The sequence below is a fragment of the Caulobacter sp. genome (assembly GCF_049283275.1).
Classification (GTDB): Bacteria; Pseudomonadota; Alphaproteobacteria; order Caulobacterales; family Caulobacteraceae; genus Caulobacter.
Map to the genome: position 1 here is coordinate 1 of NZ_JBAPVS010000221.1, position 13116 is coordinate 13116.

Annotated in this window: 13 protein-coding genes and 1 pseudogene; 3 read left to right on the plus strand and 11 right to left on the minus strand. The window is 65.6% G+C overall.

The window, feature by feature from the left end; genetic code table 11:
* Positions 1–152, plus strand: a 152-nt coding sequence (locus tag WAL33_RS12420) for a flagellin (protein ID WP_422179978.1), incomplete at its 5' end; no start/stop codon positions are given.
* A 54-nt stretch (positions 153–206) separates the two neighbouring features.
* Here WAL33_RS12420 and WAL33_RS12425 read toward each other — a convergent pair.
* The 9 genes from WAL33_RS12425 to WAL33_RS12465 all read right to left on the minus strand — a co-directional run bounded on the left by WAL33_RS12425 (position 207) and on the right by WAL33_RS12465 (position 8302).
* Positions 207–695, minus strand: coding sequence for a GNAT family N-acetyltransferase (locus WAL33_RS12425; protein WP_422181882.1), 489 nt, complete (start codon positions 693–695; stop codon positions 207–209).
* 291 nt (positions 696–986) lie between these two features.
* Positions 987–1187, minus strand: a complete 201-nt coding sequence (locus WAL33_RS12430) for a hypothetical protein (protein ID WP_422181869.1) — start codon at positions 1185–1187, stop codon at positions 987–989.
* A gap of 133 nt (positions 1188–1320) precedes the next feature.
* A complete protein-coding gene (locus WAL33_RS12435; RefSeq protein ID WP_422181871.1) occupies positions 1321–1692 on the minus strand; it encodes a Rieske (2Fe-2S) protein in 372 nt (123 codons plus the stop codon).
* Positions 1689–2696, minus strand: coding sequence for a fumarylacetoacetate hydrolase family protein (locus WAL33_RS12440; RefSeq protein WP_422181873.1), 1008 nt, complete (start codon positions 2694–2696; stop codon positions 1689–1691). The genes WAL33_RS12435 and WAL33_RS12440 overlap by 4 nt, the downstream gene beginning before the upstream one ends.
* Before the next feature lie 27 nt (positions 2697–2723).
* Positions 2724–4013: a homogentisate 1,2-dioxygenase gene (gene hmgA, locus WAL33_RS12445; protein WP_422181874.1), complete on the minus strand. Its 1290-nt coding sequence runs from the start codon at positions 4011–4013 to the stop codon at positions 2724–2726.
* 69 nt (positions 4014–4082) lie between these two features.
* Positions 4083–5294, minus strand: a complete 1212-nt coding sequence (locus tag WAL33_RS12450; RefSeq protein ID WP_422181875.1) for a glycosyltransferase family 2 protein — start codon at positions 5292–5294, stop codon at positions 4083–4085.
* Between the two features lie 198 nt (positions 5295–5492).
* On the minus strand, positions 5493–6554 hold the full coding sequence (hppD, locus tag WAL33_RS12455; RefSeq protein ID WP_422181876.1) for a 4-hydroxyphenylpyruvate dioxygenase: 1062 nt from the start codon (positions 6552–6554) through the stop codon (positions 5493–5495).
* A 16-nt stretch (positions 6555–6570) separates the two neighbouring features.
* Positions 6571–7692, minus strand: a complete 1122-nt coding sequence (locus tag WAL33_RS12460) for a pyridoxal phosphate-dependent aminotransferase (RefSeq protein WP_422181877.1) — start codon at positions 7690–7692, stop codon at positions 6571–6573.
* 139 nt (positions 7693–7831) lie between these two features.
* Positions 7832–8302: an Lrp/AsnC family transcriptional regulator gene (locus WAL33_RS12465; RefSeq protein WP_422181878.1), complete on the minus strand. Its 471-nt coding sequence runs from the start codon at positions 8300–8302 to the stop codon at positions 7832–7834.
* A gap of 154 nt (positions 8303–8456) precedes the next feature.
* On the opposite strand from WAL33_RS12465, the gene WAL33_RS12470 reads away from it, so the two are divergent.
* A complete protein-coding gene (locus WAL33_RS12470) occupies positions 8457–8693 on the plus strand; it encodes a hypothetical protein (protein WP_422181879.1) in 237 nt (78 codons plus the stop codon).
* Positions 8694–8817: 124 nt separating this feature from the next.
* Here WAL33_RS12470 and ftsZ read toward each other — a convergent pair whose 3' ends face one another.
* Positions 8818–10362 (minus strand): cell division protein FtsZ, encoded by a 1545-nt coding sequence (gene ftsZ / locus WAL33_RS12475; RefSeq protein WP_422181880.1) that lies wholly within the window; start codon positions 10360–10362, stop codon positions 8818–8820.
* Positions 10363–10760: 398 nt separating this feature from the next.
* On the opposite strand from ftsZ, the gene WAL33_RS12480 reads away from it, so the two are divergent.
* Positions 10761–12923, plus strand: coding sequence for an acyltransferase family protein (locus tag WAL33_RS12480; protein WP_422181881.1), 2163 nt, complete (start codon positions 10761–10763; stop codon positions 12921–12923).
* A gap of 43 nt (positions 12924–12966) precedes the next feature.
* On the opposite strand, the pseudogene WAL33_RS12485 reads toward WAL33_RS12480, so the two are convergent.
* A pseudogene (locus tag WAL33_RS12485) lies at positions 12967–13116 on the minus strand (cell division protein FtsA); the annotation flags it as partial.

Sequence of the window (13116 nt, forward strand, 5' to 3'; positions counted from 1 at the left end):
GCCTCGACGCCGGCGTGGGCAACCTGGTTGACGCCGACCTGGCCAAGGAAAGCGCCAAGCTGCAGTCGCTGCAAACCAAGCAGCAACTGGGCATCCAGGCGCTCTCGATCGCCAACCAGTCGACCGGTTCGATCCTGAGCCTGTTCCGCTAAGTACAGCGTACCGAGTAAGCGTAAGAAGGGCGGGTCCTCGGACCCGCCCTTTTTTCATTGGGCCGTCGTTGACAGGGTCTTGCCCATCCGCACCAACGGCACCTCGACGCCGCTGGAGGTCGAAGCGAAAAATCGCTCGATCTGGCGATAACCGCAGGCCCGATACAGCGGCTCGCCGGCCATGGTCCCGGCCAGCTCGCAGCGTGTGAACCCCTCCCCGGCCGCGGCGGCCTCGCAGGCGTCCAGGATGATCCGCCCCACGCCTTTTCGGACATGATCGGGGTGGGTGTACATCGCCCGCACCCGGGCCGCGTCGCGGGCCGGATCCAGCAGGGCCGCATCGCGCCCGGCCGAATGGTCGCCACCGAACAGGGTGGCCCGGCGGCTCCAGCCGCCGCAGCCGGCCAGGACCCCTTCGTCCTCCACGACAAAATAGGTGCCGTCGATGATCAACTGGCTGTCCAGCCCCATGATGTCGAACGAGGCCGCCACCGCGTCAGGCGGCAGGAAAGGCTTCAGCAGTTCCCCGATCGAGGCGTTCATCAGGTCGCGCAGGGCGGGCAGGTCCTCGGGAACGGCGAGGCGAAGGGTCAAGCTCACGGGCGGCTCCGTCTGGACAGGTCGAAGTTCGACTGCGCGCCTCGCCTTCGCAAGACCGTCCGCCCAAGGAAAGCAGGGTTTGCGGCATTGCCTGCAAAAGTTTCGATGACAACGTTGTCAATAATGCGAAGCTCGGCTATACGGTCCAGGCCCTTCTGGGCGTTTCCTCCTATGCGACTTCGGCCGTCTTCTTCTCCTGTGGAAGGCGGCCTTTCTCTTGCGCGCCAGGCTGAGCTATCCGCGCTGACCGATCCGCGCGAAGGTCCCCACCGCCCCGGCCGCGAACATGCCGCTGCGCCAGGCGCTCTCGCGATCCGGCGCCCCGCCCTGGGCGGCGACGCGGGCGTCGAAATCCATCACTTGCCAGGTCCACTCGTCATTGCCGGCATGGATGACGACGGCGTAGTCGCGCACCTGGATCTGGTCGAAAGGCATCGGTCGGCTCCCTGTTTCACCAGGGCAGGTCTAGGGGCGCCGGGTCGCGCGATCGTGGCCGAAGGCTCCAGGCGCCGGGAAGAGGCCGTGGAGTTTTCGTGCAGACCAGCTTGGGCAGGCCAGCTTGGCGGGCTCAGGCCGTGACGATCCGCCCGCCCTCGACCCGCACCGGCCAGGGCGACAGCCGGGCCCCGACACAAGGCCCGCCGACACAGGCGCCCGTCTCGGGTTCAAACAACGCCCCGTGCCAGGAGCAGGCGATCAGCGCCGCGTCTTCGGTCAGATAATGGTCCAACACCTGGGCCAGGGGCAAGCCGGCGTGCGGGCAGCGATCGACATAGCCGAACGCCGCCTCGCCTCGCCGCACCACGAAGCCGTGGAAGCGCTTGTCGCCGATCTGCAGCACGTAGTTGCGCGCGCCCGGATCGGCGATCTGGTCGAGCGGCCCCAACTTGACGCCGGCCGGCGTCGCCCAGACCCGACCGACCTGAACGTCTTGGCTCAAATGCGCTCGACCGTCTGCTCGATGGCGCCGAAGATCGAGTGGCCCTTGGCGTCGCGCATCTCGATGCGGACCGTGTCGTCACCCATCAGAAACGGCGTCTTGGCCGCGCCGTCCAGGATGGTTTCCACCGTCCGCAGCTCGGCCAGGCACGAATAGCCCAGGCCGCCCTTGGCGATCGACCTGCCGGGCCCGCCGTCGGGGTCGCGGTTGCTGACCGTCCCCGACCCCACGATGGTGCCCGCCGCCAGGGCGCGGGTCTTGGCGGCGTGAGCCACCAGGGTTCCGAAGTCGAAGGTCATGTCGACGCCGGCGTCGGCCTTGCCGAAGTCCTCGCCGTTCAGGGTGACCAACAGCGCGCCGTGCAGCTTGCCGTCCTTCCAGGCCTTGCCCAGCAGGGCCGGCGTCACGGCCACGGGCGAGAAGGCGCTGGCCGGCTTGGACTGGACGAAGCCGAAGCCCTTGGCCAGTTCGGCGGGGATCAGGTTGCGCAGGCTGATGTCGTTGCAGAGCATGACCAGGCGGATCTCGGCCAGGGCCTCCTCGCGGGTCGCGCCCAACGGCACGTCGCCGACGATCACCGCCACCTCGCCCTCCAGGTCGCAGCCCCAGGCGGAGTTGGCCAGCGGGATGGTGTCGCGTGGGGAGAGGAAGCCGTCCGAGGCGCCCTGGTACATCAGCGGATCGGTCCAGAAGCTTTCCGGCATCTCGGCGCCGCGGGCTTGGCGCACCAACTGCACGTGGTTCACATAGGCGCTGCCGTCGACCCATTGAAAGGCGCGCGGCAGCGGACTGGCGGCGTCGTGCTCATGGAACCGCTCCAGCGGCACGCCGCCGTCCTCGACGCTCACGGCCAGCGCCTTCAGCATCGGCTCGCAGCGCTCCCAATCGTCGAGAGCGGCTTGCAGGGTCGGGGCGATCGTTCCGGCGTCGGTGAACCAGGCCAAGTCGTTGGAGACCACCACCAGCCGGCCGTCGCGGCCGCCCTTCAGAGACGCGAGCTTCATGAGCGCTTCCTCTCGTTGTCGTTGTTCTTAGGGCAGCACGGCCTTGGGGAAGCCCGTCCAGCACGCGTCATAGTCGGCCTGAAGCGCCGAAGTCTCCAGAGCGTATTTCGTAGGGCGGATCACCCAGCGGCTTTCGAACATGAAAGCCATGGTTCCGTCGATCTTGTGAGGCCTCAGTTCAGCTTCGGTCGCACCCTTGTGGCTGGCGACATCCGGCCCGTGATCGCTCATGGCGTTGTGCAGGCTGGCCCCGCCAGGCGAGAACCCGCCGGCCTTGGCGTCATAGGCGCCCTGCACCAGCCCCATGAACTCGCTCATAACGTTGCGGTGGAACCAGGGCGGGCGGAACGTGTGCTCGGCCACCATCCAGCGCGGCGGGAAGATCACGAAGTCGACATTGGCCGTGCCCGGGATCTCGCTGGGCGCGGTCAGGACCGTGAAGATCGACGGATCGGGATGGTCGAAGCTGACGGTGTTGATCGTGTTGAACCGCGCCAGGTCGTACTTGTAGGGCGCCAGGTCGCCGTGCCAGGCCACCACGTCCAGCGGGCTGTGGTCCCAGACCCCCATCCACAGGCCGCCCTGGAACTTCTGGATCACCTCGGTGGGCCTGTCGACGTCCTCGAAGGCGGCGACGGGCGTGAGGAAGTCGCGGCTGTTGGCCAGGCCGTTCGAGCCGATCGGGCCAAGCTCCGGCAGGCGGAAGGCCGCGCCGTAGACCTCGCAGACATAACCACGCACCGGTCCGACCACCTCGACGCGGAAGCGAACGCCGCGCGGAATGACAACGATCTCGCCCGGGGCGACATCCAGGCGGCCGAACTCGGTGACCAGGCGCAGCTCGCCTTGCTGGGGCACGATCAGCAGTTCGCCGTCGGCGTTCTGGAACACCCGGTCGATCATCGAGCGGTTGGCGAGGTACAGGTGCGCGGCCATGCCGGACTGGGTCGCCACGTCGCCGTTGCCGCCAATCGTGACCAGGCCGTCGACAAAGTCGGTGGGCGCCTCCGGGACCTCCACCGGGTCCCAGCGCAGGCGGTTCGGCGTCGGGGCGGCGGCGTCGAACGGGCCGCTCTTCAGTCGGTCCTGGGCGTAGGGCGCGTAGGGCCCGTGACCGGCGCTGGGCCGCAGGCGATACAGCCAGCTGCGCCGGTTCTCATGGCGCGGGGCCGTGAAGGCCGTGCCCGACAGCTGCTCGGCATAGAGGCCGAACGGCGGCGTCTGCGGCGAGTTCTGGCCCACCGGCAGCGCGCCGGGGACCGCCTCGCTGGAGAAGTGGTTGCCGAAGCCGCATTGGTGTTGGAGCGCGTCGCTCATGTGGATCTCACAAACTTCCTGACCTCCGCCCATCCCAGTGGAACACGCTCGGGCTCGGCGCAGTACGGTTCAATCGAAACTGGCCGCCACATCGAAGGCCATCTTCCGGGCGTCGTTTATATTGCTCCGCATGAACTGGATCGCCGCCTCGGATCGCTCGATCAGCTCGACTTCCTCTTGCGAATAGGCCCGGCCAGCAGGCGTGGTCCAGGCGCGATGGTTGGCCAAAATCGCCTCATAGTGCTCGAGCGCCGTGGCGATCTTGCGATAGGTTTCGTGGATTTCCACCAAACTCTCGGAGCGATCCGACCGCCACTTCGAACTCAGCTGATGCAATACGGCCCATTCCGCCTCGGAAATGCTCGTGCCGGTCGCTATGCAGCGCCACAGGTTCTCCAAGGTGTTGTCGACGAAAGTGATCTTGCGGGTCGGCGGCGCCAGCAACAGGCGATGACCGGATATTTGTTCGAGCAGGTCCGAATCCAGCCCCGTGCGCTCCACCACCTCTTGAAGAAGCTCTGGGAGTGACGTCGCCAAGCTATGGAAGTTCGCGCTGTGCACGGACAAGGCACTGGTATCGAAACGGTGCAGGACCACCGGCTTCGAGAGATAATAAGACGACTGACCGTGAAACACTTCCAGGTAATAGGCCAGTTGCGCATAGCGACAAAGCGAACTGAGATAGGGCTCCACATCAAAAGCGCGAGCCAACTCGCTATCGTAAACCTGTGATGTGAAAAAACTAAGCTGATCGAAGCCGAAGACCTTAAGCAGATCAATAAAGGTGTTGAACGGCATATCGGGCAGATTGTGCCGAGTCGCCGTCAAGCATTTGCTCAGGCTCTTGTCCCAGACCTGTCGGTTGATCGTGACGAAACTGGGCTGCTCGCTCTCCAAGACGTCCAGGACCGCCTTCAGCCCGCCTGGAGCCAGGACGTCATCGTCGCCGAACACCCATGTCCATCGGCCTCTCGCACGATGAGGGGCTATGGCGACCTGATACATGCCGCCGTGGTTTTCAGCGTGTATATAGTAGTTGACTGACGGGTAGGTCTCGCTCAGCCGCTGCAATACGGCGCGCGTTTCCGGACCGGACGCATTGTCCGAGATGATGATCTCCACCTTGCCGGCAAGTTCGTCGTCGATCTGATCGGCGATGCTGGAGACCGCCAGGGTCAATTCCGCCGGACGCTCCCAGGTCGGAACAACGACGGTCAGGACGGGAGTCCGATCGAGAGGCCGAACGAATGTCTCGGTAAGGGGCCGGTCGTATCGGGACATAGAAACCTTCTCGGACAAAGGGCTCCCCCCGCCCACGCACGGGTGGGGTGCTCAGCACCCTTTCTGACGCACTCTGTCACTTAGAATGATAGAGATTCGGACCGAGTAATATGACTTTTGACAGTAGTTCTCTAGAATGTCGGCAAAAGGCGGGATGAATAGAGGAAAAACAGCACCCTTCCATCGCCGATCGGAACCTCAGGCCTCGACCGTGATCACGCCGCGGCGGATTTGGTCCAGCTCGATGCTCTCGAACAGGGCCTGGAAGTTGCCGTTGCCGAAGCCCTGATTGCCCTTGCGCTGGATGATCTCGAAGAAGATCGGCCCGAACAGGTTCTCGGTGAAGATCTGCAGCAGCAGGCCTTCCTCGCCGACATTGCCGTCCAGCAGGATGCGGTTCTTCTTGAGGCGCGCGAGGTCCTCGCCGTGGCCCGGCACGCGCTTGTCGACCAGCTCGTAATAGGTCTCGATGGTGTCCTGCAGCTTGACGCCGCGGGCGCGCAGCTTCTCGACGGTGTCGTAGATGTCGGGCGTGGTCAGGGCCAGGTGCTGGATGCCCTCGCCGTTGTACTGGCGGATGAACTCCTCGATCTGACTCTTGTCGTCCTGGCTCTCGTTGAGCGGGATGCGGATGGCCTTGTCGGGGGCGATCATCGCCTGGCTGAACAGGCCCGTGGCCTGACCCTTGATGTCGAAATACTTCTGCTCCTCGAAGCCGAAGACGTCGCGGTAGAAGGTCGACCAGGTGCGCATCTGGCCGCGCTTGACGTTGTGGGTCAGGTGGTCGAGCAGGTCGAGGCCCACGTTGTTGGCGGCTTCCGCCTCGGCTGCGCCGGGGACCGGGGTCCAGGCGTCGTAGAGCGAGCCTTCGGCCGGGACCAGGTACAGCATCGAGCCGCCGATGCCTTCCAGCACCCGGGCGCCCTGCCCCAGCACCGTCGAGCCGGCGTCGGCGGCCACGGCGCCGCGCTTCAGCGCTTCGGCGAAGGCCTGTTCGACGTTCTGCACGCGGAAAGCCATGCCGTTGGCTGAGGGACCGTGGGCGGCGCGGAATTCGGCGACCTGACCGGCGGCCTCTTCATTGACCAGCAGGTTGATGCGGCCCTGCTTGTAGCGGGTCACGGCCTTGGTCGGGTGAGCGTGGGCGGCGACGAAGCCCAGTTGCTCGAACAGGGCCTTCATGGCGGCCGGGTCGGGGCTGGTGAACTCGACGAATTCGAAGCCGTCGAGGCCCAGGGGGTTTTCAGCGTTGGTGGTCATGGCTGTGTCTCCGCGATCAGAGGGCCAGAGCGGCCGGCAGGGCGGCGATCAGGCGGTCGTTGTCGGCGGGGCGGCCGATGGTGATCCGCAGCCAGCCGCCGGGCACCGGCGTCGGGCGCACGATGAGCCCTTCCCGCAACAAACGCGCGGCGGTGGCTTCGGCGCCGGCCGGGCTGCGCAGGAAGACGAAATTGGCGGCGCTGGCGGTGCGCTCCACGCCTAGGGCGTCCAGCACCGCCTCGACCCTCGCGCGTTCAGTGAGCGTTAAGCCCACGGTGCGTTTCAGGTGTTCAACGTCTTCCCAGGCGGCCAGGGCGGCGGCTTGGCTGACGGCGGTGACGTTGAACGCCGGACGGACGCGGTCGAGATACCCGACCAGTTCGGCCGACGAGCAGACGCCGTAGCCCACGCGCATGCCGGCCAGGCCGTAGGCCTTGGAGAAGGTGCGGCCCGAAACCCAGGTCCCGCCCCAGGCCTTCAGCAGGGCCAGGGTGTCGAAGGCCTCGCAATATTCGCGATAGGCCTCGTCAAGGAACACCACGGTCGAGCGCGGGGTGACGGCCAGGATCTCGGCGACGTCGACGCCGCTCATCGCATTGCCCGTCGGGTTGTTGGGGGTGCACAGCACCAGGAGCTTGGGCCCCTTGGCGGCCTCGAGCTTGAACGCCTCGATGTCGAGATCGAAATTGGCCAGACGCGGCACGTCGATGAAGCTGGCCTCGGCGCAGCGGCCAACGATCTCGTAGGCCGGGAAGGTCGGCGAGCTGAGCAGGATGCTGTCGCCCGGGTGCAGCACGGCGCGGAACAGGTAGTCGATCAGGGCTTCCGAGCCCGGAGTCATGACGATGCGGGCCGGGTCGACCGCCAGCCGCGCGCCGATCGCGGCGCGCAGGGTCTCGCAATAGGGGTCGGGATAGATCTCGGGGCTGGCGAGGGCCGCTTGCACCGCTTCGGCGACCTTCGGGCTGGCGCCCAGCAGGTTCTCGTTGCTGGCCAGCTTCGACAGGTCGGTCCGGCCGGCGACGCGGCCCGCCTCGGCCAGGGTCATGCCGGCCTTGTAGGCGACGACGCCTTCCAGGGCCGGACGCACCGGCGAGACCACGGCGGGCGACAGGGACTTTTGATCGACAACCAGCATGCGCCGCGCTCCGGTGGTGATAGTGTCCGGCAGGATAGGGCGTTGTCGGCGACGATGTGTGGCGTTGATGACCTGCACTTATCCACAAACGGTCATTTTATATCAATTTAGAACGATAAATCGATCCATTCGGACCACCCTACTCCAGATAATCCAGCGGCAGCGCCGTATCGTCCTTGATGGTCTCCAGAACGAAGCTGGAGCGGATGTCCTTGACGGCCGGCATCTTCAGCAGGCGCTTCATGGTGAAGTCGGCATAGGCGTCCAGGTTGGGAGCCACCACCCGCAACAGATAGTCATAGCCGCCGGTCATGGCGTGGCAGCCCACCACCATCGGCTCGCGCCGCACGGCCTCGGCGAAGGCCTCGGCGGCGGTCTCGCTGTGCCGATCGACCTGGACCTCGACATAGGCCAGCAGGTCCAGCCGCGCCTTGCGCCGGTCAAGCAGCGCCACATAGCCGCAGATCAGACCCGAGGCCTCCAGCTGCTTGACCCGACGCAGGCACGGACTGGGCGACAGCCCGACCCGCTCGGCCAATTCGACGTTCGTGACCGAGCTGTCCTGCTGGAGGATTTCGAGAATCTTGCGATCGGCGCGGGTAAGCTTCATCGTGACCCAATCTTCAGGCTGCTTAGCAGATCGTGCTAATACTAGCGTGATCGATCGCTTCAAGACACCACCCGGCGTTCGACCGGAGCCTTAGGGCCAGGTCGGGCGTTGGAGCCCGCGAGGACGATCAACGTCCCGCCCCACGGAGAAACCCATGCGCACCGCCCTGTTCATTTCCGCCGCCGTCGCCAGCCTGTCGCTGATGGCCTGCTCGCAGAAGACCGAGGACCACACGGCCGCCGCCGCGGATCAGGCCGGCGCCGCCGCCTCGTCCGCCGCCCAGGACACCGCCAACAACGCCAATGCGGCGGCTGACCACACCGCCGACGCCGTCGGCGCCGCCGAGCGCAAGACCGACGCCGCCGCCGACGCCGCCGCCAAGACCCACTAAGCCTCGCGCCCAGACCGGGGACAGGCGCGGCGCCTGTCCCCGCAGACAAAGCAAAACCCCCGAGGCTTTCGCCCCGGGGGTCTCGTTTACGCTTACGGGCACGCCACTAAGGTTTGGAAGACTTTCAGTTGGCCAGGCGGCGCAGGAAGGACGGGATTTCCAGATCCTCGCCTTCGTCGGCCGCCGGCTGGTCCATCGGCTGCAGAGCCGGGCGGGCCGAGCCGCGTTGCGGCTGTTGGGCCGCGGGTTGTTGTTCGTAGCGCTGCTGGCGACCACCGCCGAACAGGCTCATCCAGCCGCCCGACTTCTGGGCCCGGCGATCGTCGTAGGTTTCGCTGTACAGCGGCTCTTCCTCGACCTCGGCCGTCTCGGCGACCAGCGGGTCGACGATGCGGGCGACGCGCGGCGCCGGGGCGGCGATGCGGGGCTCGGAAGCTTCCATCACCGGCTCGTCGAAGTGCAGGTCTTCCTGGGCGTCGACGATCGGGGCGGGTTCTTCATAGGTCGGCTCCGGCGCGTAGGACGCGGCCGAGACCGGGGCGGCGCGCTCGATCGGGCGCGGCTCGTAGCGCATGCCCGGGCGACCGGCTTCGGCGGTGGTCGGAGCCGGCGCGGGTTGCGGCGCGGCGGGGCGGGTCTCGGCGATCAGCGGCTGGGCCGTGGTGTTGCGCGAGACGGGCTTGGGCTCGATCTGGGCGATGGCGGCGCCGTCCATGCCGGTGGCGACCACCGACACGCGGATCACGCCTTCCAGCGACGGGTCGAAGGCCGCGCCGAAGATGATGTTGGCTTCCGGGTCGACTTGATCCGAGATCGCGTTCGCCGCTTCATCGACTTCGAGAAGCGTCATGTCCATGCCGCCGGTCACGTTGACCAGCACGGCCTTGGCGCCCTTCAGCGAGACCTCGTCCAGCAGCGGGTTGGCGATGGCGTTCTGGGCCGCCATCAGGGCGCGGTCTTCGCCGGTGCCCTCGCCGGTGCCCATCATCGCCTTGCCCATCTCGGTCATGACCGTGCGGACGTCGGCGAAGTCGAGGTTGATCAGGCCCGGCAGGACCATCAGGTCGGTGATCGAGCGGACGCCCGAGTGCAGCACCTGGTCGGCCATGCCGAAGGCTTCGGCGAAGGTCGTGCGCTCGTTGGCGACGCGGAACAGGTTCTGGTTCGGGATGACGATCAGGGTGTCGACATAGCGTTGCAGTTCACCGATGCCGGCGTCGGCCAGACGCATGCGGTGACGGCCTTCGAAGTGGAAGGGCTTGGTGACCACGCCGACGGTCAGGATGCCGCGTTCGCGAGCGCACTTGGCGATGATCGGGGCCGCGCCGGTGCCGGTGCCGCCGCCCATGCCGGCGGTGATGAACACCATGTGCGCGCCGTCCAGGTGCTCGCCGATCTCGGGGAAGCTCTCCTCGGCGGCGCTCATGCCGACTTCGGGGTGAGCACCCGCGCCCAGGCCCTGGGTCACTTGCACGCCGAGCTGGATGCGACGGTCGGTCTTGGCGAACTGGAGCTGTTGCGCGTCGGTGTTGGCCACCACGAACTCAACACCCTCGAGGCCCGCCTCGATCATGTTGTTGACAGCATTGCCACCAGCCCCACCAACGCCGAACACCACGATACGCGGCTTCAGTTCAGTGGTGCGCGGCGCGGAAAGAGAAATTGCCATGGGAGCCTCGCGTCTTAAACGCCGAATTCGTCAACTGCCGAGCGGTTCAACCGCCGGGAGTCATCTCGACGATCCGGTTAACAGAACAACCACCAACCTTAATCGGTGGTTAACTCCATAAGGTGAGTCGGTCGTCGGTCGACCCCCGACGAGGGGAAAAAGTCCAGTTATCCCAAGGAATCACAAGGGTTCTCGACGCTCGGAGGCTATCGCGAAGATCTGTGCGACGGAACGACGCTGATCAAAAAATTCGCCCGAAACCTTGATTACATAACCTCTGAAACTGCACCGCTCAGGTATTTCCAGCACTTAGATCGTAAACATTCATGCTTAAGCTCGGTTAAGCTCTGACCGCGCGCCCCTTAGCTCGCCGAACAGGCGGAAGGCGCTCGCCAAGCGTGGCCGACCTCGGCGATCCGACCGGCAGTTCGACCGTGGCCGCGCCGTCCGGCGCCCCGAAAAACGCCCAGACACCGCCCGGACGTTTTGCTCAATCAGCGTCAGCGACGAAACCGGGCGCCGCAACACAACCTTGTCTTGACAAGCCGACCTTAAGCACACACGACGGCTATATGCAGTATCGTCGTGACATAGATGGGTTGAGAGCGCTCGCCGTTATACCTGTAGTTTTTTTCCACGCTAAAGTACCGGGATTTTCCGGTGGCTTTGTCGGCGTCGATATATTCTTCGTCATATCCGGTTATCTGATTACCAAAAATATCTTTCAGGATCAAATCAACTCAAGGTACTCTATTTTAAATTTCTACGATCGTCGTATCAGACGTATATTCCCCGCCCTGTTTGCGATGATGGCGATATGTTCAATCGTCGCGTGCTTTATCCTCTTGCCTTCTGAGCTGAAGACTTACGCTCACGCCTTGATCGCCACGACGTTCTCCGTCTCGAATGTTTTGTATTGGCGATCTTCCGACTACTTTTCAGCGCCGTCCGAGAACAACCCGCTCTTACATACATGGTCACTGTCGGTGGAGGAACAATTCTACGTTGTTCTTCCCATCCTCATAGGATTGGCGTTCCACCTACGAAAGCAACGCTACCTTCCGCAGTTGATCGCCGGCCTGGCGATCGGCTCGCTGGTCACCGCCAGTTGGGCGGTGCGCGATCATGCCACGGCGGCCTTCTACTTGCTTCCCACGCGGGCGTGGGAACTGCTGATCGGCTCCTTTCTCGCCGTCTACAAGATCCCGGCGCCCGTCGGCCGAACCAGCCGGGAGATGCTGTGCGCCGCGGGGGCGGCCATGATCGTCGCCGCTGTCGTCTGGTACACGCCCACGACCCGATTTCCCGGCGTCGCCGCGATCCTGCCCTGCTTGGGCGCGGCCCTGATCATCCGGGCCGGAGAGGAAGGCTCGACCCTGACATCCGCGGCGATGTCCCACCCCGTTCCGGTGTTCTTTGGGCAGATCTCCTATTCGCTCTATCTCTGGCATTGGCCGCTGCTGGTCTTCCCGCGCATCTACCTGATGCGGGACCTGACCTTGCCCGAGGCGACGGCGTTGATGCTGGCCGGGGTGGCGGTCGCCACCCTGTCCTGGCGCTATGTCGAGCGGCCCTTCCGGAGGCCCGGCGGACCGGGGTTCGCCATCTTCGCCAATCGCCGTCTTCCCGTGATACCCAGGAGCATGGGGGCCAGCCTGGCCTTGTTCCTGGCCTTCGGCGCTGGCGGCGCCGTGCTTGCCAGCGGCCTGGCCCATCGCCTTCCGCCGGAAGTCCACAGGCTTGACGAGCTCGGCTCCGCCCCGCCCGAGGCGATCGGCTGCCGCGCCGTGACGGATCGAGACGCTCTGCGGGTCTGCGCCCCGGACCATGCGGCGCCCTCGCGCGGCAAGTTGGTCCTGTGGGGCGACTCCCACGCCGGGCAATACTCCAGGTCGGTGCAACGCTTCGCCCTTACAGAGGATCTTCTCTACACGGACGCCCTGCACCCCAGTTGCGCGCCGCTCGTCGGCTACGCTCCCGTGGGCTTCGATGGCCAAGCGAACGTCAAGTGCGAAAAGGACAACGTCAAAACGCTCGACGCCATCGAGCGGGACAAGACGATCCGCGTCGTGGTCCTCGCCGGGCGCTGGAGCCGGTTCTTCTTCCCCAAGAGCGATCCGGAAAGCCAACGCCTGACGCCGATGGGCGCGCCCGGGGCGCTTTCCGAGAGCAGCGCGTCAAGTCTTCCCGCGGCGTTGGGGCCGGTGCTGGACCGCTTGGTCCGGAGAGGGGTGACCGTTGTCGTGATCGGCCAGGCGCCTGAATTCGAAACCGAGCTCCCCCGCTGCCTGGCCAAGGTGGCTTGGCGGGGCCTGCCCCCTACCCTCTGCCGGCTCAGGAGCAACAGCCTGCCTGGCAATTCGTTCGAGTCGGCCCTGAACGGCGCCCTGGCTCGCCGGCCGGGCGTGATCTACCTCCGACCGGCCGACGTTCTGTGCCCGAACGGCGCCTGCACCGAACAGGTCGCCGGATCGCCCCTGACATGGGACACAGACCATCTGGCGCCGGTGGCCGCGGCGTTGGTGATCGATCACCTGGATCTGACCCACGCCCGCCTCTGACGGACGTTCAGACCTCGATCGGAACGCCTAGATCGAAAGGGGCCTAGAGATTGTCCCGCAGCCAGGCCGCGGCCTTGGCCACGGGGCTGGCGTTGGGGTCCATCGGACGCTTGCGGATCGCCGCCCCGGCCAGAGCCTTGGGCGAGACCACCTCGCGCGGACCGAAAGCCGAGCGGTGCAGGACGCCGGCGGC